This is a genomic window from Bacillus sp. ISL-41 (assembly GCF_018613235.1).
GTDB lineage: Bacteria > Bacillota > Bacilli > Bacillales > Cytobacillaceae > Mesobacillus.
Genome location: NZ_JAGGQP010000003.1, coordinates 54,047 through 73,300, shown reverse-complemented (window position 1 = coordinate 73,300; position 19,254 = coordinate 54,047). Strand labels below are relative to the sequence as shown.

At 45.3% G+C, this 19,254-nt stretch carries 17 protein-coding genes and 1 riboswitch; of the genes, 12 read left to right on the top strand and 5 right to left on the bottom strand.

Translation table 11 applies throughout. The features are described from left to right. Positions 1-108: 108 nt before the first annotated feature. The gene (locus J7I80_RS01020) at positions 109-744 is read left to right on the top strand and encodes a histidine phosphatase family protein (RefSeq protein WP_214735573.1); all 636 of its coding nucleotides are present in this window, start codon (positions 109-111) and stop codon (positions 742-744) included. A gap of 57 nt (positions 745-801) precedes the next feature. Here the strand turns inward: J7I80_RS01020 and J7I80_RS01015 are convergent, their stop codons facing one another. Beyond that, positions 802-1,791 (bottom strand): NADPH:quinone oxidoreductase family protein, encoded by a 990-nt coding sequence (locus J7I80_RS01015; RefSeq protein ID WP_214735572.1) that lies wholly within the window; start codon positions 1,789-1,791, stop codon positions 802-804. Positions 1,792-2,202: 411 nt separating this feature from the next. Between J7I80_RS01015 and J7I80_RS01010 the strand changes: the two genes are divergently transcribed. The 7 genes from J7I80_RS01010 to J7I80_RS00980 all read left to right on the top strand — a co-directional run bounded on the left by J7I80_RS01010 (position 2,203) and on the right by J7I80_RS00980 (position 8,095). Beyond that, positions 2,203-3,372, top strand: coding sequence for an MFS transporter (locus J7I80_RS01010; RefSeq protein WP_251027520.1), 1,170 nt, complete (start codon positions 2,203-2,205; stop codon positions 3,370-3,372). Continuing rightward, on the top strand, positions 3,353-5,482 hold the full coding sequence (gene fdhF / locus J7I80_RS01005; protein WP_214735571.1) for a formate dehydrogenase subunit alpha: 2,130 nt from the start codon (positions 3,353-3,355) through the stop codon (positions 5,480-5,482). The genes J7I80_RS01010 and fdhF overlap by 20 nt, the downstream gene beginning before the upstream one ends. Before the next feature lie 14 nt (positions 5,483-5,496). After that, entirely contained in the window at positions 5,497-6,048 is a 552-nt protein-coding gene (locus tag J7I80_RS01000) for a 4Fe-4S dicluster domain-containing protein (protein ID WP_192469519.1), read from the top strand. A 238-nt stretch (positions 6,049-6,286) separates the two neighbouring features. Beyond that, on the top strand, positions 6,287-7,027 hold the full coding sequence (locus tag J7I80_RS00995; protein WP_214735570.1) for an Mrp/NBP35 family ATP-binding protein: 741 nt from the start codon (positions 6,287-6,289) through the stop codon (positions 7,025-7,027). A gap of 18 nt (positions 7,028-7,045) precedes the next feature. Beyond that, positions 7,046-7,573: a QcrA and Rieske domain-containing protein gene (locus tag J7I80_RS00990; RefSeq protein WP_214735569.1), complete on the top strand. Its 528-nt coding sequence runs from the start codon at positions 7,046-7,048 to the stop codon at positions 7,571-7,573. After that, positions 7,566-7,763: a hypothetical protein gene (locus tag J7I80_RS00985; protein WP_214735568.1), complete on the top strand. Its 198-nt coding sequence runs from the start codon at positions 7,566-7,568 to the stop codon at positions 7,761-7,763. The genes J7I80_RS00990 and J7I80_RS00985 overlap by 8 nt, the downstream gene beginning before the upstream one ends. 110 nt (positions 7,764-7,873) lie before the next feature. Continuing rightward, a complete protein-coding gene (locus tag J7I80_RS00980) occupies positions 7,874-8,095 on the top strand; it encodes a hypothetical protein (protein WP_214735567.1) in 222 nt (73 codons plus the stop codon). Between the two features lie 59 nt (positions 8,096-8,154). On the opposite strand, the gene J7I80_RS00975 is transcribed toward J7I80_RS00980, so the two are convergent. Together J7I80_RS00975 and J7I80_RS00970 are read right to left on the bottom strand one after the other, a co-directional pair. Beyond that, the gene (locus J7I80_RS00975; RefSeq protein WP_214735566.1) at positions 8,155-8,436 is read right to left on the bottom strand and encodes a hypothetical protein; all 282 of its coding nucleotides are present in this window, start codon (positions 8,434-8,436) and stop codon (positions 8,155-8,157) included. After that, positions 8,411-8,920 carry a hypothetical protein gene (locus J7I80_RS00970; protein ID WP_214735565.1) on the bottom strand — a complete coding sequence of 170 codons (510 nt, stop codon included), beginning with the start codon at positions 8,918-8,920 and terminating at the stop codon, positions 8,411-8,413. The genes J7I80_RS00975 and J7I80_RS00970 overlap by 26 nt, the downstream gene beginning before the upstream one ends. Before the next feature lie 376 nt (positions 8,921-9,296). On the opposite strand from J7I80_RS00970, the gene J7I80_RS00965 reads away from it, so the two are divergent. The 4 genes from J7I80_RS00965 to J7I80_RS00950 all read left to right on the top strand — a co-directional run bounded on the left by J7I80_RS00965 (position 9,297) and on the right by J7I80_RS00950 (position 16,514). Then, a complete protein-coding gene (locus J7I80_RS00965; protein ID WP_214735564.1) occupies positions 9,297-12,041 on the top strand; it encodes a dynamin family protein in 2,745 nt (914 codons plus the stop codon). A 408-nt stretch (positions 12,042-12,449) separates the two neighbouring features. After that, positions 12,450-12,556, top strand: a riboswitch (SAM riboswitch). A gap of 102 nt (positions 12,557-12,658) precedes the next feature. Further along, entirely contained in the window at positions 12,659-13,756 is a 1,098-nt protein-coding gene (locus J7I80_RS00960) for a sugar ABC transporter substrate-binding protein (protein ID WP_214735563.1), read from the top strand. A 267-nt stretch (positions 13,757-14,023) separates the two neighbouring features. Then, positions 14,024-15,508, top strand: a complete 1,485-nt coding sequence (locus J7I80_RS00955) for a sugar ABC transporter ATP-binding protein (RefSeq protein WP_214735734.1) — start codon at positions 14,024-14,026, stop codon at positions 15,506-15,508. 1 nt (position 15,509) lies between these two features. Then, positions 15,510-16,514, top strand: a complete 1,005-nt coding sequence (locus J7I80_RS00950) for an ABC transporter permease (RefSeq protein WP_214735562.1) — start codon at positions 15,510-15,512, stop codon at positions 16,512-16,514. A gap of 573 nt (positions 16,515-17,087) precedes the next feature. Here the strand turns inward: J7I80_RS00950 and J7I80_RS00945 are convergent. Continuing rightward, positions 17,088-17,867, bottom strand: coding sequence for a formate/nitrite transporter family protein (locus J7I80_RS00945; RefSeq protein ID WP_214735561.1), 780 nt, complete (start codon positions 17,865-17,867; stop codon positions 17,088-17,090). Between the two features lie 141 nt (positions 17,868-18,008). Then, entirely contained in the window at positions 18,009-19,223 is a 1,215-nt protein-coding gene (locus J7I80_RS00940; protein WP_214735560.1) for an MFS transporter, read from the bottom strand. Between the last annotated feature and the right edge of the window lie 31 nt (positions 19,224-19,254).

The following is a 19,254-nucleotide window of genomic DNA, read 5'->3' as shown; positions in this document are numbered from 1 at the left end:
TTTTAAGTTCCGTTTGAATGGGAGCCTTTTGACTTTTACGGCAAAGGGTTTTTTCTTAAATATAGAGAATTAATCTAGGTAGATTTATATAAAAGGGGATGAGATTTAATGGAGATCTTATTGATCAGACATGGAGAGTCGGAGGGGGATATCCTCCAGGTCCATGAAGGCCGGGCGGATTTGCTTTTGACGGATCATGGCCGCAGGCAGGCAAGGGAAATGGCGAAAGTGGTAAAGGAGAAATACATGCCGGAGGTCATTTTGGCAAGTACATTGAAAAGGGCGCGTGAGACGGCGGAAATCCTCAGCGGCGAAACGGGTATTGCCGTGATTGAAGATGAAGGATTAAGAGAATTCAATAATGGAGTTTTGGCAGGGCTGCCCTATGCGGAGGCCAAGCTGCGCTATCCCGAGCCAGAGGGCGGAAGGAAGCCTCATGTACCCATTGAGGAAGGAGAATCTGAACTGGATTTTCGATTCCGCGCTCAAACGGTATTTTCCAAGATTCTAACAGAAAGCGCAGGAAGGAAGAGAATTGCGATTGTCTCACACGGCGGGATGATCTCCAACCTGCTAAGGGCGTTTTTGAACCTGCCCGTTTTATCGGATACGTATTTCCCTACTGGAGATACCGGAATCCACTTGCTTAAACTGAATGGCAGCCAGAAGGTCGTGATGTTCATGAATGCCTGCGGGCATCTGGAAAAAATAGATTCAGAGCACCCAGTCATGCAGGGTTCCTAGATTGATTTTACATAAAAACAGCCCGGCTCCTAAGTGAGAAACCGGGCTGTTTGTCTTTTACATCTTTACGATGGTCCTGCCGCGGTTCTCGCCTTTGAAAATACTGGCAAGTGTACCAGGCAGTTCGCCTAATGTTGTTTCATTTTGAATTGTTTCGAGTAAACCATCCGGCTTCAAATCAGATGCCATCCGCTGCCAGAGGAGCTTTCTTGTTTCCATCGGGCAATATACTGAGTCGATGCCTAGAAGGTTGATGCCTCTGAGAATGAACGGGAAGACTGTCGCAGGTACATCTGTTCCGCCGGTCAGGCCGCTGACGGCAACGGAACCGTTATACTCAAGCTTGCTAAGAATCGCAGTTAATGACTTGCCGCCAACCGGGTCAACGGCTGCCGCCCAAAGTTGCTTATCCAATGGTTTTATTTTTTCACCGGCAAGCTCTTCGCGGCTGATGATTTCGGCTGCGCCAATTTCGCGAAGGTAGTTATGTTCTGATTCTTTTCCTGTGCTAGCTACAACATGATATCCCCGCTTAGCGAGCATCGCCACTGCCACGCTGCCGACTCCGCCAGTTGCTCCGGTCACCAGGACTTTGCCTTTCTCCGGTTTCAAACCGTTTTCCTCCAGCCGATGTACGGACAAAGCAGCGGTGAACCCGGCAGTCCCGAAAACCATCGCTTCTTTCAATGTAAGACCTTCTGGCAATGGGACAATCCAATCTCCTGGAATCCTCGCATACTCGCTGTATCCGCCATAGTGGGAAACCCCTATTTCATAGCTTGTGGCTATGACTTCATCGCCTTCCTTATAGCGGCTGTCATCCGAACGGACCACGGTGCCGGCAAGGTCAATTCCCGGGATGAATGGATAGGACCTGACAATCTTGCCATTCGGGATGCTTGCAAGCCCGTCTTTAAAGTTGACGCTCGAGTAGGCCACCTTGATTACTACTTCACCAGCAGGCAAATCTTCCAATCCGATCGTTTTTACTTCTGCTGAAAAATCATCATCTGTCTTGTTCACGATAAAAGCTTTGAAATTGTCCATAACTCCCCAACCTTTCTCGATTGATAGTCTTAGTATAGGGCATATGCATGGCGGACTTCTAATAACTCAACTTACTCATGATTTTCCAGTTTACCATCGATTAATAAAAACTAAAAATGACTTTTGTTGTTGCTAAATGCCTGTCGACCAGGGCTAAAAAGTTAAGTCCATCACGAATTTATTACGATTTTGTGTCCACTTCTTTTGGTGTGACGGACTTCACATATCTTTTATTCTGCCTCCCTTAAGATTTAGATAAGTAAGGTACACAGTGGAGGTTAGGGCTTCTAAACATTGTTAAATCAATTTTTCACTATTCACAAAGTGTTTACAATTTAACCCTTTTTAGACTGTATTTCCATGATAAGATGATTTTTGAAATCGGAAACGATTCACAGGGAGGTAGCAAAGTTGTACAAATTCGAGAAATCTTTTTACTCCAAAACAAGCATGTATTCCTTTGTCGTTGTGATGATATTGTTCTTCTCAATGTGGTATTCAACATCGAAGTTTGTCCATATCGATATGGCGCTTCTGGGATATGCAATATCTTCAGCAGTCTTTGCGATTGGACTGACAATCCGGATGAGCTTCTGGATGTGGCGCAAAGCCACTAACAGGGTGGCGAAGCGGAGTGTTGATAACCTTTTTAATAAAGAAAGATTGAAAAGAAATTCAAAAGCGCTAGTTAAAACCTTAATCGATAATATCATTTTGCAAAAATTCATTTTCCAGCGGGGTATCTACCGCGGAATTCAGCACTTCATGATTTCATGGGGCTGCATCATCTCATTTGCGATTACATTCGGACTAACATTCGGATGGATGCGTTTTGACCTGATTGACCCGGAAACATACCAAATCATCGTGTTCGACATGCCAACCATCACAATGGCAGCTCATGGGATTTTCGCCGAGATCGTCTATAACGGCTTGAATATCGGAGCGATCATGGTGTTGATCGGAGCGGGGATGGCCCTTTACCGACGCATCACTGACTACGATGTAAAAGTAACCCAGCGATTCGAATTCGATATCCTGCCATTGATCATTCTTCTGGCAGTAACTGTTACAGGCTTGATCCTGACAATCCAATATACATTCCTTGATGGCTGGATGCATCATTATATGTCACTCATCCACCAGGTAACAGTCATCATCATGCTGATGTACTTCCCATTCGGAAAACTGTTCCACGTGCCGATCAGGCCGCTGGCTACAGCTGTACCAATGAGTTATCAAGAGGTGGTTAAAGTGGATACGAAATCATGTAAGAGCTGTGGACAGCCATACAGCAATGATGACCAGATTGCGGATGTCCAGGCAATTTTAAAAAGCCAGAATTTCGATCTTCAGCTTGCCGACGGCTCATACCTTTCAGATTATTGCACAGGCTGCCGCCGCAGGATGAGAGCATTGAAACAGATGAATCTTGAAGCGCCGCAGGGCAACCCATACGGACCAGTAAGCACAAATAACGGAATTCACTTATCAGGCTTCAGCAAGAAGCGTTCAGAAGAGTTTTACGGACTTGACCAGGATTCAAAGGAGGAAAAAATCGATGAGCCAGTTTCTCGTTAAAGAAGGCGTAAAAAATCAGATCCGCAAAGGTGAAAAGCTAGTCACAACCCATTGCTGCTACTGTGGGATGCAGTGCGGCATGCACATCCGTGTTGATGAAAAGAATAACAAGGTTGTCGGTGTTGAACCGCGTTATGACTGGGTTTTAACAAAAGGAAAGATGTGTCCTAAAGGGGTCACAGCTTACCAGACAATTGATCACCCGGATCGCATCAAGACACCTTTGATCAAAAAGAACGGCAAGTTCGTCGAAGCAACATGGGATGAAGCTTTGGATTTGATTGAGAGCCAGTATAAAGGAATTCAGGAGAACTACGGAAAAGATGCGGTCGGCGTTTACGGCGGCGTGTCGATGACAAATGAAAAATGTTATCTTGTCGGAAAGTATGCCCGCGTAGGACTTGGAACTCGCTATATCGACTATAACGGACGCTATTGCATGAGCTCCGCTGCCGGCGGATTCAACAAGACTCTTGGCATGGACCGCGGATCGACGCTTCCTTGGACTGAACTTGAGCACACTGATACTTTCTTCATGGCAGGTTCCAACACAGCGGAATGCCATCCGACAAGCATCCAGTGGTTCTGGAAGGCGAAGGACAAAGGCGCGAAATTTATCGTCGCCGACCCGCGTGAAACAGCAACCGCACGCGTGGCTGACGTCCACCTTGACCTTCTTCCGGGAACAGACGCTGCACTGGCAAACGGCATCATGCACCTTCTGATCAAGCATGATTATGTTGACAATGAATACGTTCAGGAACGCTGCAATAACTTTGAAGAACTAAAAGAAATGACGGCAAAATTCACGCCTGAATATACATCTAAGCTTACAGGTGTAGCAGCTGAGAAAATCATCAAGGCAGCGCACATCTTCGGAAGATCACCACGCTCAGTCGTCATGTTCGCACGCGGTGCGGAACAACAGACTTCTGGCGTTGACAATGTGAGTCTATATACATCAATGGCATTGTTGCGAGGCCAAATCGGCAAATTCGCATCAGGCGTTGCTACTTTTACAGGTCAGGGCAACGGCCAGGGCGGACGCGAACACGGTCAGAAGGCAGATGCTCTTCCAGGTTACCGTAAAATCGCCAACCCTAAAGATGTTGAGCATGTCGCTGGAGTTTGGGGCATCAAGCCAGAAGAGATGCCGAAGGAAGGTGTTTCCGCATACGAAATGTTCCACCTGATGCAGAATAAGACAATTCGTGCATTGCATGTCATCTGCTCGAATCCGGTTGTTTCATCACCAAATATCAACTACGTCCAGGATTCACTAGAGAAGCTTGACTTCCTTGTCGTAAACGACTTCTTCATGTCAGAAACAGCTGAGCTTGCGGATGTAGTTCTTCCGGCAACGACTTGGGCGGAGGACGAAGGAACGACTACAAACATCGAAGGCCGCGTCATCCGAATTCGTAAGGTCGTCGAGCCAATTGGAGAATCGAAGCCTGACTGGGAGATTATGCAGCTGATTGCCGACCGTCTTGGAAAAGGGAAATACTTCGATTACAGCGAGCCAAGAGAGATTTTTGACGAACTTCGCCACGCTTCAAAAGGCGGTAAGGCTGATTACTACGGTGTAACTTACGAAAAAATCGATGAGCAGGACGGCGTTTTCTGGCCGGCACCTACAGAAGACTCCAAGGGAACTCCATCCATTTTCCAGGAGCGCTTTGCTACGGAAGATGGAAGAGCGAATCTCGCAGTCTGTGATTTCAGGGGACCTACAGAGGTTCAATCCAAGGAGTATCCTTTATGGCTGACTACAGGCCGCGTTGTCTTCCATTACTTATCAGGCAACCAGACACGACGCGTTGACTTCCTGATGGAGCAATGCCCTGAGCCATTCGTTGAAATGCACCCAGAACTGGCTAGCAAGTACCAGATTGAAAACGGTGAAAAAGTGAAGCTTTCCACACCGCGTGGGGATATGATCACACCGGTTAAAATAACAAAAGCAATCCGCAAAGACACAATGTTCGTCCCTTACCACTGGGGCAAGAAGCTGGCAGTCAACCAATTGACCAGCCCGGCACTGGATCCATTCTCAAGGATGCCTGAATTTAAAGTCTGTGCTGTAAAGCTTGAAAAACTGACTAAATAGGAGGAACGGCCACTATGAATAAAATAATGTATCTAGAATTTGAGCGCTGTATAGGATGCCGTGCCTGCCAGGCAGCCTGCCGTGAGTGTGGGGACCATGATGCCAAGGAACGGAACTATGTAGAATACGTCGATTTCACTGAATCTCGCCAGACATTCCCGATGCTGTGCATGCAATGTAAAGACCCTGCATGTGCGCGTGTCTGCCCGGCAAATGCGATCCAGATCACGGATGAGGGCGTCGTGCTTTCAGCAATGGAGGAAAAATGTATCGGATGCCGCAACTGTACATTCGGCTGCCCATTCGGTATCCCTAAGTTCGATTTCGAAACGAACAAAATGTACAAATGTGATATGTGCTATGACAGAACTCGTCATGATATTGCGCCAATGTGTGCATCTGTCTGTCCGAGTGATGCAATCCGCTTCATCGACTTTGATGAAATGCAGCAGCTGCGCAGAAGACGTACCCAAATGAACCTGGTTGAAGGCAAAAAGCCTCAAGAGGGCAATAAATGGGATTACGTACCTGAATTCTTCGGAGTTTATACTGATTCACAGTCATAATTTAATGGAGCCGGCCGGAAAAGAGCGCTAAGTTCATTAGGGCCGGCTCTATTTTTGAATTGATTTTCACCATATTGGCGAAAATCTGATTTTATTGGCGGTTTTCACAAGTTTATTGGCGAAAATAAAAATATATTGGCGAACTGGAAATTTCAAGCGATTTTTTCCAGCGAAGGTTTCAACCAATTTTAGATAAGGTAGGGAATAATAACCCATCCAAAAAAAGAGGTGCTTTTAAATGTTAAAAGGAAATGTGCTGGCTGTGACAAGCGGCAAGGGCGGAGTTGGCAAGTCTTCATTATCAGTGAATCTTGCACTTGCGCTGCAAAAGCTTGGAAAGTCTGTTGCAATCATCGACCTTGATATATACGGATTCAGCGTACCGAAAATACTTAATATAGATGCAAAACCAAAAACCTTCAACGGAAAAATCATTCCTGTTGAGGCTCACGGAATTAAAGTAATGTCAATGGGCTTCCTTGTTAAAGATAATGAACCGATCGTCTGGCGCGGCCCGATGCTTGGAAAAATGATTCAGCATTTTACAGAGGACGTGCTGTGGGGAGAAATGGATTATTTCATCCTTGATATGCCTCCTGGAACGGGAGATGTCGCCCTTGATATGCACCTGATGATTCCGCAGAGCAAGGAAATCGTCGTGACGACACCCCATAAGGCTGCTTCATTCGTAGCGGAACGTGCCGGATCAATGGCGATCAAAAGCAAGCATGAAGTCATCGGCGTGGTTGAAAATATGTCGTACTTCAAGCCTGAAGACAGTGACCAAAAGTACTATATCTTCGGAAAAGGCGGCGGCGAAGAACTGGCTTCACAGCTTGGCACTGATTTGCTCGGCCAGCTGCCGATCCAGGAAGCGGATGAGAATAGTGATACGCCTGCTATCGCAGCAGAGAATACTGCGCTATTCAAGGAATATCTTAACCTGGCAGAAAAAATCGATGCAAAGTTTCAGCTCTAGGAACAGGAGGATTTGGCTATGAGTGATGATAAGAAAAAGACCCATCATGAAGATGATAAAGATATGATCAAGCTGATCGATAACCTGAACAGGAAAGACGATGTCCATTTGAATCGAAGAGCATTCCTGAAGGCATCCTTTGGCGCAACTGTTGCGATCGGACTGGCAACGACTCCATTCGGGATCTTCACCTTCCTGCGCGATGAAAATGGTGAAGTGAAGCGAGTGGAAATCACCGATATTGATGACCTGGCAGTCGGAGAGTCAAGAAACTTCAACTATCCGACGAAGAATGAGCCAGCAATTTTGGTGAGGACACCTGAGGACAAGTTCGTCGCGTACAACAATAAATGTACACACCTGCAATGTCCGGTCTTTTACGAGCATAAGGAAAATGTCCTTCTTTGCCCATGCCATAAAGGATACTTTAACGTAGACAGCGGGCATCCGATGGCAGGACCGCCGCAGCGCGAGCTTCCGAAAATCCTTCTTGAAATCAAAGATGGCAAGGTGTTTGCAGTAGGGAGGGAAGTAAGGCATGGATAAAAAACGAATTGCGTTTTTCTCGATTTTCCTGTTCCTTGCCATCAATGTATTTTCGCTTTCCAATGCAATCGAGGGCTATTATGGGCACGAAGACGAGCGCGTATATGGCGCGGTTGCTGTTGCGCTGATTTCCACTATCCTGGCAACAATAGCCTTCTTCATCTGGAGGAAGGCAGAGTATAAAAAGTAAGCTGCTGGCGATGATAAAAAGAGAGCTCTTTTGGGATTGGAACAAGTTCCGCAGTAGTTGGAATTGGTTGCTTAATCACTACGAAAAGAGTTTTTAAGGGAGGATTGAGCATGGTTTCCCATTCTTTTTTTCATCACGACAGCAAAAAAGAATCAATTGAGGAAGTACTTGATAATTCTGTCGAAATTGAAGAAGATTTGATGCGTACTTACTTGATTACGGCTGAACGAGTCCATGACGATCCTGAGCTGAAGGAGCGTCTTGAAAACTTCGCAGAAGGCAATGCGAAACGGACAAAACAGCTGCTCGATGAATTGAATAAAGAAAAATGAAAAAGCAGCGGAATTGTCCGCTGCTTTCAGACTATAGACAAACTTGATGAAAACCGTGTTTATTTACAGTCTTTTTTTTGGATTGGTGCAGGAATTGGGCTGTTGATTTCCGTTCCAGGCGCTTCGCTTTCCGCGGGGACGGCGGTGAGCCTTCTCGTCGCCGCTGGCGCCTGCGGGGTCTCACCTGTCCGTCTGATCCCGCAGGAGTCTACGCGCCTTCTACTCCAATCAACAGGTTTTCTAAACTCAGGAAGCAGCGGAATTGTCCGCTGCTTTTTCTTATGAATTGTCGTGGCAACAAAGATGCCCACTTTTTTAGCTAAACTGATTCGTCGGTACAATCCTGATATTTTCTCCTTCAAATTTCCTTTCCCCAAATAGGGTAATCAGCGTACAGCTTGTGATTCGGAATGGGCTTTCGGCGATTTCATATTCAGCAAGCAGGCCGGACCCAATTTCTTCGCCTTCTTGATTCAAAGCCTGCACGTTCTGGCCCTCTAGTGTCTTTAGTTTGGCTTTCATCAGGAATACCTTCCACTCTTCCCAATTCTTAATCAAAAAGGCCTTCTCACCGTTCTCCAAATAACCTAGCTGGCAGCCTCTTTCGTCGATGGCGGCTTCGTTCCCATAGCTGAGCTCCATGATCAAATCCCGTAAAAATTGAAATTCATCAAGGTCAAGATAGGGGTCGATCTGTAACTCAACTTCATTTCCTGTTTCCTTGATTATAGCAAGTGTTTTGTTGTTCAGCATGACAGATTTGTTTTTAATATGTTCTGATTTAATATGTTCGAGGGGTGTTCCCATAAGTTTCAAAGTAAGCATAATAATCTCCTTTTTTTCGATCCTCTTGTTACCTTCATTATAATGATTTTGCCCTATCTGCGGTGTGACAAACTTCATTTCTTACCCATAAATCGCAGGTATAGTTCGAAAGGTATAGGCAGCGGCATGATTCGACGGTAACTGGCAAATAATTGGATTATTTATTAAAAAGGTTACAAATTTTGCGATGCTTGTAGCGAAACTGAAAGCTGGCTGAAATCTTGAATGAAAAATTGTTTGATAGAATACAATGATAAGGTTTGAGGGCAAGCCACAAAAGGGAAAAAGAACAGTTAGCTAATACAAATTTTTAATGCCTGAAGGAGTCCGAAGGCTTTTTTTGGGATTGATCATTATGAGAAGTCGGAGGAAAGTCATGACATTTGAAGAGCAATTAATCAAAAAGTCGTATTTTGAAACTTTTATGGAATCAGGGAACAGGGCACACCCTGTCCGTGTACTCGGGGAGCTTTACCTTGAAGAGCAGAAGAATGATATGCCTGATTTGTCATACATCCGTTTTGCTCAGGGAGAGGTCTATTTTCATAACAAGGACTACGAAGCGGCGATTTTTAAATGGGAAAATATCACGAATGAGCTGGAGCCATGGGCTAAAAAGAACATGGGGGATGCATTCCTGGAGATTGGTCTGCTCACATCTGCAGAGGACCTGTACCTGTCGATCGAAACGGAGAGCACTATTCTCCGGATTGAAAGCGGCCTGCAGCTATTGACGCTTTACATAGAGCAGGGAAAGCTTGACAAAGCAGTTGCTGTCATCAAGAAATCAGTGGCGCTTGATCCGGATTATCCGGGTGTAACGGAAATAGCCCGTGCTTTCTTTGAAGAGCATCAGGACTGGGATAATGCCGTCGAACTCGCGGTCAATGAAGGTGTTCGAACCGGTTCGCCTAAGTGGTTCGACGTCTTGAATCATTATGTAGAACAGGGGCATACCGGCAAATTCTCGCCGGATTATTTTAACGAAGCATTATCCGTCCTATTCCAGGTTGACCGAAGCCGGTTTGAACAGCTTGCTGTCTCATTGTGGGAAAGCTATAAGAACCAAAGTTCATACATGACATGGCTGAGGGAATTCAACCAATTGTTCAGCGGGATGGACGGCAATAGAAGAGACGGCTGGACTCATCTTTCGGCTGTCTATCAGGATACCTATTTCGAGTTGATTAATGGGGATCGATTGATTAAGGAAATTTCTCCGCTTATTCCTGAGTTGCTGACTAACTGGCTCAAAATAACAAGTCCAGTTAACAGCCTTGTGTCGGCATCATCGATTATAGCGTGGAATGAAGTATTTCCAGGAACCATTACTGCGTCGGCAATTCACGATGCCGAGAATCTTGTGCTGAATTCACGCGAGTACCATGATGGCTACGAGGATAGCATGCAGCTATTCGAAACAATCATCAACTGGGCAGAGGATCATGAGATAGAGGTAGGCAACAGGATTAAGTGGCTGGTCCAGGAGCTGCAAGAATCCAATGTCCATAATCTGCTGATCGCCGGTTTGTCTGGCAATGGAAAGTCTTCCTTCGTCAATACCATTATAGGAGAAGAACTAATCACATCTCCTACTGCCGCGGTCATCCGGTTCACGAACGAAGAGAATCCGGAAATTCAGGAAATCACCGATACGGACGTCCGCCAAATCACGGATATCGAGGACTTCAAGGAATCTGCAGGAGTTCGCCGACAGAACCATAAAAATGAAACGATCATTGATTTCAGAGCTGAATTCCCCTTCCTGCGCGACCATGAACTGGCGCTGATTGATACTCCTGGAGTCAATCGCAATAACTATGACAATCACCCGTTGTACAATTACCTGAGGTTTGCAGATAGCTTACTTTTCGTGCTCAATGCAAATGATCCTTTTACGGAAAAAGAAAGGGAGATCCTCTCGAAAATTTCAGAGTACTTCCCTCAGCTTCCAATACACTTCTTGCTGAATAAAATAGATTCAATATACAGTCAGCAGGAGGCAGTAGAAATTTTTGACCAAACTTGGGGTGAAATCAGTCAATACTATCCTGACGCAAAAATGTTTGCTTTCTCAGCTAATTATGACAAAGGAAAGCAGCTGAGAGACTTCTCTGAATTTATTAAAACAAACAACAGGAAAGTCGACATCGAGCAGGAGCGCACAGCAAAACTGCAATTCTTTGTCAGAAGGGCCATTACGTATTTGCTTGATAAACGGATTGAAATTGAGAATACCCATATGGAAACAATCAACTGGAACGAAGAAATGGTGAGCAAGCTGAACGGTGCCATCAATCAGCTGGGAGACATTGAAGAAGAGAAATCGAAATCCATTCAGAAATCATATCGTAAAATCAAGGATGAAACCCGCGCTGAAATCATTGAAAGAATCCCGGAAATCCTGCGGAGTTGTTCTGAATTGGTGACAGAGGACAGCGATTTTGGAAAAATCCATACTGAAATGGATGAAGCAATGAACAAGAAGATAAAGGACTATCTCGATGAAACTGTATTGCCGAAATTCCATGAAGATTTGCAGGGCTGGATTCAGCATTCGAAGGACGAATTCGAGCATAGCCAAAACTACTTGAATGAAATGGCCGAGGGCTTTAACTCAATGTATGGAGATGAACGGATCAGTCTTGACTGTGATTTCAGGGTGCTTGATGACTGGCGCCGTGATGCAAGCCGGATGACGAACGGTGTTCACTATGAAAATGTCAACATCATGAACCGCTCGACACCGCAGCAGTTCTTCCTGAAGAGCGCCGGCAAGCTGCTTGGCGTGCTGCCGCAAAACAATGCGATGCTTTATAACCGATACAAAACCTATCTGGAGACAGAAGACTATTATGATATTGGCGTAACCATCGCGAAAAGGTTCCTGCAGCAATTCGAGATTTTCGAAAAATCGATTGAACGCGATGTGAATCTGTTCTTCAAAAACCCATTCAACGTACTTGAAGCAGCAGTAGAAGAAGCCAAATCGGAAATCGATTATGGCAAGAACGAACTTGAAAAAATGAGAATCAACCCGGAGCTGTACCGCGATCCATTGACACTATACGAAGTAAAACTCCGACAGTTTGAATGGATGACCGCTGCAGGAAGAGGTTAAGCGAAAAAGGAGACTCCGTTTTGGGGTCTTCTTTTTTGTTGATAAAAATAAATGGCTCCGATAAAGCTGTATGTTGTTTTTACATCCTGTTGATTGAAGTGGAGGCGCGAAGAGTTCTCCGAAAATGCTAACGCATTTTCATCGTGCGTGGGCAGTTTCGGGGAAGCCCATTCAATGTCCTGCGGGAAGAGCAAGTCATGGGGAGGCCCCCGCAGGCGCTTGAAGCGCCGAGGAGGCTCCCAGACTATCCGCGGAAAGCGAAGCGCCTGGAACGAAAATCAACAGTCTTGTATAACAGAGCCAAAGTAAAAAGAATAAAATTTAATTTTCATAATAATGTTGACAATATGAGTATAGGAGTTTAAAGTAAAATTTATCGATTTGCAACATTAACTCAATAAAGAAATTCTCTTATCAAGAGTGGCAGAGGGACTGGCCCTGTGACGCCCAGCAACCGTTCCATTGGAATTGGTGCTAAATCCTGCAAAACAATTATTTGTTTTGAAAGATAAGAGAGGAATCCGACTTTGCATTTTCTTGCGTTTGAAACCTCTCTTTTCTGGAGAGGTTTTTTTATTTGTTTTAGTTAAGTAAATCAATCAAAGGGGGAGAATTAGATGAAAAATGGAATTAAAAAAATATTTTTAGGTGCAGTTGCTTCTGCATTGCTTCTTACAGGCTGCGGCGGCGGAGAGACGAAAACGGCCAGCGGTCCTGTGGAAGGAGTTCCGGAGCGATTTGCAAAAGGTGAGGAAGTCAAAATCAAAGTCATCCGCAAGATTGGCGGAGATGACCATACAGCGCAATTTTTAGCCGGAGCGAAAGCTGAAGGGGAAGCGCTCGGCTTCAAGGTAGACGTCTTCACGGCGAATGGAGATACAGCCAAATTCCATGACGCGATCAACCAGGGACTGCAGCAGGATTATGATGGATTCATCATTTCCCATGGTGATGACGCGGCAACAGTAGATGACGTGAAAAAATTAAGGGATGAGGGCAAAAGTGTTGTTACATTTGACTCGAATCCGGATTTGTCCCAGGTCGAAGGCGTAACACTTACTTCACAGGATGATGAGGCTCTCGCAACGCAGGCACTCGACCAGCTTGTGAAGGACCAAAATGGAGAAGCGAATATCGTGTACCTCTGGGTTGATGGCTTCCCGCCAATGGTCAGAAGAAATAAAGTTTACCAGGAAACCTTGAAGGCAAACCCGGGAATCAAAGAGGTTGAGAGATTCGGAGTGGCCGCTGCTGATACAAGTGTACAGACGCAGAATGCTGTGGCCGCGATGCTCAACAAGCATCCAAAAGGAGAAATTGACGCGATTTTCGCGACGTGGGATGCGTTTGCGATCGGCGCAGCACGTGCCATCAAGGAAGCTGGCCGCGATGAAATCAAGATCTACGGAATTGATGTTTCCAATGCTGACCTCCAGGAAATCCAGGGAGAAGGCAGCCCATGGAAATACACTGCAGCTGTCGATCCGAAGCTGATCGGGGAAGTGAATATGAGATTGGTGGCGAAAAAGCTGGCTGGCGAGGAAACACCAGCGAGTTACGACCTCGAAGCCTCATTGATTTCACAGGAACAGCTGCAGCAGTCAAAAAATCCGGTAAACATGGTCAATCTTGCTGAAATCATCGAAGGATGGGGCGAATCAGACGCATTTTTGGAAGATTGGATGGAGAAATTGAGGGATCACTATAAAAAGTAAGAAAAGAAGCAGAGAAAGTGATACTGGATTGATGGTATGGAAGTTTTTATAGCGAAAAAAATATTTTTATAGCGACTTTTTCAATTTTATAGCGATTTTTTTGATTTTATAGCGACTTTTTCATTTTTATAGCGAAAATTTCATTTTTATAGCGAATTGGAAATTTCACGGAATTTTTTCCAGTTCAGTGAACAAAGCAGACACTCTCAAAAAAAGAGTGTCTGTTTTCCAGATTGATAGGGAGGAGGAACCCGGGTGAAACTTCAAATGAACAACATCAGTATTGATTTTCCGGGGGTGCGTGCGCTGAACGAAGTTAATTTCAGCACAGAAACGGGCAGCATCCATGCGTTGATCGGCGCAAATGGCGCGGGTAAATCGACATTAATGAAGGTGCTTTCCGGTGCCCACGATCATTACACAGGGGAAATCCAGCTAGGTGGCAAGAGTGTGGAAATCAGGACGCCGGCCGACGCGCAGAAACTCGGGATCCAGACGGTTTACCAGGAGGTTGATACAGCGATCATTCCGTCGCTGACTGTTGGAGAAAATATCATGCTCAATCACACGGTGCAGGCAATGGAAAACAAGCATTGGGTGAATTGGAAGCAGCTTTTCAAACAGGCAGAGGATATTCTATCAGGAATGAACCTTCAGATTCCTGTAAAAAAACTTGCAGGGGAGCTGACGCTTGCGGAGAAGCAGCTTGTCCTGATTGCCCGGGCGATTTCAAGTGATTGCTCCTTTTTGATCCTCGATGAACCAACCGCTCCGCTCAGCCATACCGAAACATCTGAACTGTTCCGAATCACGAGGGATCTGGCTAAAAGGAATGTGGGCATCATCTTCATCTCCCATCGAATGCCCGAGATCTTTGAGTTGTGTGATGTGCTGACCATCATGAGAAATGGCGAGCTTGTAGTGAAAAAGGGTATTCCTGAAGTTGACACTCATCAGGTGATTGAATATATGTTGGGCCGGAAGCTGGAAGACCAATTTCCGGCAAAGGTCAGCACGTATGGAGATACTCTGCTGGAAGTCGAAGGTTTAACTGATGGGGACAAGGTGAAAAATACTTCCCTCTATGTAAAAGCAGGTGAGATTGTTGGACTTGCCGGCCTTGTGGGAGCGGGAAAGACAGAGCTGTGCAAGACGCTGTTTGGCGCGGCACCGATAAAGAGCGGAACTGTAAAGCTAAAAGGAAAAACCCTTAAGCTTACGAGTCCTCATGCTGCTGTAAAAAGCGGGTTGGCTCTGGTGCCCGAAGAGCGGCGCAAGGAAGGCGTCCTTGTCGCAGAATCCGTTGTCTCCAACCTGACAGCGGTCAATTTGAAAAAGTTTTCCCGAATCTTTGATTTTATCGACAGGCGGGCTGAAAAGAAAACGGCTCAGGAGTACATAAAGGCTCTAGGCATCAAAACGGCATCTGAAAATGCCAAAGTTGAAAATCTCTCAGGCGGGAACCAGCAGAAGGTAGCGATTGGCAGGTGGCTGATTGCCGATGCGGATGTGTATATTTTTGATGAGCCAACCAAGGGTGTTGATGTAGGTGCGAAGCGGGATATTTTTGAATTGATTGCCCAGCTCGCAGCTCAAGGGAAGGGTGTCATTTATGCATCCTCCGAGCTCTCAGAAATCGTCGGCATCACGAATCGGGTTTACGTGCTCTATGACGGTGAACCAGTCAAGGAGCTAGAAACGGCCGCAACAACAGAAGAGGAACTTTTATTTTATTCAACAGGAGGAAGATAGGATGGAAGCGAAACTCCCATTCCAGCAAGAACCAACGCGGAAAAAGACATTCGAACTGTTTCAGTTCCTATATAAATATGGGACGATTTTGACAATATTTGTCCTCGTCGCAGTCTTTGCGGCAGTCAATCCTTCTTTTATCAACGGTGATAATATCATTAATATCTTGCGTTCAATTTCCATCGTGACCATCATTGCGATCGGCATCACCATCTCATTGACGGTTGATGGCTTTGATTTATCTGTCGGCTCGGTTGCATCCTTATCGAACGCCATCGTCATCTCGATGTTTGTCTGGTTTTCACAGAACACTTTAATTGCGGTATTATCCGCGATTGCAGCTGCCTTGATTGTAGGGGCAATCAATTCATTGATGATCGCAAAGCTGAAGATTCCGGATATGCTGATGACTCTGGCGATGATGTTCATCATCCAGGGAACGGCGCTGACTTATACGAAGGGTGCGACGGTTTCGGAGAATATGATTCTGCCAGATGGAAGCTTTTCAACAGGAAGTATCAGCCCATTTTTTGCTAAAATAGGGCAGGTTCCGTGGATCATCTTGATCATGGCGATCGCTGTCATCATTGTCCATATATTCCTGACGTATACAAAACACGGCCGCTATATGTATGTAATTGGCGGAAATAAAGAAGCAGCCAGACTTTCAGGTATCCCGGTAAATCGCTATAAAACAGCGGCGTATCTGCTGTCTGCTTTATTCGCAGCAATTGGCGGCATCGTCCTTGCTTCACGTGTCATGACTGCGGAAATCAATGCTGGTTCACCTTATCTAATGGATTCAGTTGCTGCTGCTTTCATTGGCTTTTCCGTTCTGGGAGCAGGCAAGCCGAATGCATTCGGAACCTTTGTCGGCGCCGTGCTGATCGGCATTCTGCAAAATGGCCTCGTTATGATGTCGGTCCCATACTATGCGATGGATATCGTGAAAGGGACTGTGCTGGCATTTGCCCTTGGGATTACCTATTACAAGCAAAAACATTAGTCGCAGTTGCTTACGATAATAAAATTGAAAAATACGTCCAACAGGATATAGAATATTTCTATATCCTGTTTTATTGTAGAGGAATATGGTTTTCGAAAAAGAAGTATAAAGATACATGCTTTTTTGGGAGGAGGGATAGAAAATTTACAAAAAGGTCTTTATATACATAGCAGAATGGATTTTATTATTCATTGCCGTTTTTTATTTTCTAGTCTTTCAACTGATATTTCTAGTGGACTTCGCTTTGGTCGATAATGTTGAAGATAGTGTAAATTTTCCATACAGTTATTCGTTCGTAGTTTTGGCCGTATGTATATTGTTCTATTTTTACATAAAGCATCTCCAGGGGAGCCGTAGGTATCGGAAGGTCAAGGAGATCATCTGGGGGCTGTTTTTTGCATCAGTTGCAGTGAGCAGTCTGTTTTGGTTTTCTGTGAATGGAGCAGTGTATTCACAAGAGTTTTTGAGTAATCAAATACTACTTGCCGCCATCTTTCTAGGATCCATCTTGCTGGCAGCTCAAATAGCGATCAAATTCAAAAGGGAAGGCTCAGAAAAAATCTGAGCCTTTAATCATTCTTCAAAAAACGGCCTGTTCGCATAGTAATACATCCAGCCCATCATGATACTACCGCCAATGAGATTGCCAATCGTCACAGGAATCAGATTATGGATCACGCCGGCAAAGGTAACAGACTGCGGGTCATCGAGGACCATGCTGATCGCAAAGGTGCACATATTGGCGATGCTGTGTTCATATCCCGAGATGAAGAAGCAGAAGACAAAGAAGACCATGGCGAACATCTTTGCGCCGTCGCCTTTCATCGACATCGGTAGGAAAAAAGCCAGGCAGACAAGCCAGTTACAGAGAATGGCCCTGAAAAAGAGTTCCGACGCAGGAGCGATGGTTTTCTGTTCTGCGACGCTTAAAAGAAATCCGTTGACAGAATGGTCATCAAACAATCCTGTTGTATATATTAAAAAAGCAAAAGCAGCAGCGCCAATGATATTCCCGATATAGCTGTATATCCACATCCTTGTCACCAGAAGCCAGGACATTTTTTTCCTAAGCGCGGCAAAAGTATAGTAAAAAGTATTGCCAGTGAATAAATCACCGCCGCCGTAGGCAATCAGGATAATGGCTGCACCAAAAGTGATGGCTGCGATTGGATAAGCGAACGGGGAATGCTCTACATAAAAGAAGTTCCCTGTTTTGAATGCGACGATCACCCCAAAGCCAATGAACATCGAAGCGAGGGCCGCCCTGGCCAGATAGCGTGTTTTGCTCTGTTTAAAAATTTCGTGCTTTTTTAAGGCGAGATTCTCGACCTCCTGTAAGGCTTGGACTTCCAAATAAAATCACCACAACTGTCATTAAGATGAACAATATTCTTTCCCAAACCTTCCATCCATATGTAATGGTTCTGCAGACTGAACATGTGAAACGGGATAGACGAAAAAAGACTGGATCCGCGATCCAGTCTTTTTTGCCTGTTAAAATGTATCTCTGACGAATTGGGGATTGCGCTGCATCGAGGCAAACAGGACAATACCGCTCACCAATAGAAGTCCGCTTGTCAGGACGAATACCGAGGTAAAGCCAAAGTACCCTGCAAGAAAACCGCCGAGCACTGGACCGACAATGTTTCCAAAGAAACGCAGGCTTGTGTTGTAGCCGAGTACTTCTCCCTGCATGGCAACAGGTGCTTCCTGTCTGATATAGGCCACCCTGACAGGGATAATGCCGCCGATGGTGATTCCGAGCAGGAACCGGATCAGGACGAGCTGCCAGATGTTATCGACAAAACCGCCCGGCAGATAGATGATTGCTGATAAAAACAGGAGCACGACAAGTATTTTAATATAGCCAATCCGGTCGGCAATTTGGCCCCACTTTCTTGCCATTAACAAATTGCCAAGCCCTGCTGCCGAAAAGGCGATTCCAGAAAAGAATGCCAAATTTTCCGGTCCATGCAGCTCTCCCACATATAGTGAAAGGATTGGCTGGATACTGAAATGGGCAATCTGCACAAGCATCGACATGAGCAGCACATTCACCATGATTGGGTTTTTGAAGATATGCTGAAGAACTTCTTTGCGGCTGTAATTTGTTTTGGTTCCTTTATTGATATCGACTCTGTACTCCATGACCAAGAATACGAGCAGACCAGAAAGAACGATGAAGGCAGACGTTGATTGGAAGGTTGCTCCATAGCCGTAGGAGTCAGCAAGAACCCCGCCAAGCATTGGGCCAAGCAGTGAGCCTGTGATGCTGCCTGTCTGCAGTGTTCCCAGCACTTTTCCTGCTTCTTCTTTTGATGTCTGCGTTGAAATAAGTGCCTGTGACACGGGAATGAAGCCAGAGAATAAGCCCATGAACATTCTCAGTAAAAATAACTCCCATACGGAAGTTGCAAATCCTAGCAGAAAGACGGATAATCCCATCCCGATTCCCATGAAGATCAGGATTCTTTTGCGCCCGAATCGATCACCCAATCTTCCGATCACAGGTGAAAATAGAAAAGCTGTTACGAACGTAATGCTGAATGTCAGGCCTGACCAGTTCTGGACATACCTTTCTGAAAAATCACCAAAGGTTTCGATATACAATGAGAGAAAAGGCATGACCATTGTCATGCTGCCGGCGATGAAGAAATTTGCGAACCACATGATCATCAAGTTGCGTTTCGCCTTTTGCTGCTGGGTCATTCCATCAACACTTCTTTCTCATAACGAATAT

What these genes read in the sequence shown, in the direction of transcription:
- J7I80_RS01000 (WP_192469519.1), top strand. Translation starts at nt 5,497, where the DNA reads ATGAATAAAATAATGTATCTAGAATTTGAGCGCTGTATAGGATGCCGT.
- J7I80_RS00960 (WP_214735563.1), top strand. Translation starts at nt 12,659, where the DNA reads ATGAAAAATGGAATTAAAAAAATATTTTTAGGTGCAGTTGCTTCTGCA.
- J7I80_RS01020 (WP_214735573.1), top strand. Translation starts at nt 109, where the DNA reads ATGGAGATCTTATTGATCAGACATGGAGAGTCGGAGGGGGATATCCTC.
- J7I80_RS00965 (WP_214735564.1), top strand. Translation starts at nt 9,297, where the DNA reads ATGACATTTGAAGAGCAATTAATCAAAAAGTCGTATTTTGAAACTTTT.
- J7I80_RS00990 (WP_214735569.1), top strand. Translation starts at nt 7,046, where the DNA reads ATGAGTGATGATAAGAAAAAGACCCATCATGAAGATGATAAAGATATG.
- J7I80_RS00995 (WP_214735570.1), top strand. Translation starts at nt 6,287, where the DNA reads ATGTTAAAAGGAAATGTGCTGGCTGTGACAAGCGGCAAGGGCGGAGTT.
- J7I80_RS00970 (WP_214735565.1), bottom strand. Translation starts at nt 8,920, where the DNA reads ATGCTTACTTTGAAACTTATGGGAACACCCCTCGAACATATTAAATCA.
- J7I80_RS00940 (WP_214735560.1), bottom strand. Translation starts at nt 19,223, where the DNA reads ATGACCCAGCAGCAAAAGGCGAAACGCAACTTGATGATCATGTGGTTC.
- J7I80_RS00955 (WP_214735734.1), top strand. Translation starts at nt 14,024, where the DNA reads ATGAACAACATCAGTATTGATTTTCCGGGGGTGCGTGCGCTGAACGAA.
- J7I80_RS00950 (WP_214735562.1), top strand. Translation starts at nt 15,510, where the DNA reads ATGGAAGCGAAACTCCCATTCCAGCAAGAACCAACGCGGAAAAAGACA.
- J7I80_RS00980 (WP_214735567.1), top strand. Translation starts at nt 7,874, where the DNA reads ATGGTTTCCCATTCTTTTTTTCATCACGACAGCAAAAAAGAATCAATT.
- J7I80_RS01015 (WP_214735572.1), bottom strand. Translation starts at nt 1,791, where the DNA reads ATGGACAATTTCAAAGCTTTTATCGTGAACAAGACAGATGATGATTTT.
- fdhF (WP_214735571.1), top strand. Translation starts at nt 3,353, where the DNA reads ATGAGCCAGTTTCTCGTTAAAGAAGGCGTAAAAAATCAGATCCGCAAA.
- J7I80_RS00985 (WP_214735568.1), top strand. Translation starts at nt 7,566, where the DNA reads ATGGATAAAAAACGAATTGCGTTTTTCTCGATTTTCCTGTTCCTTGCC.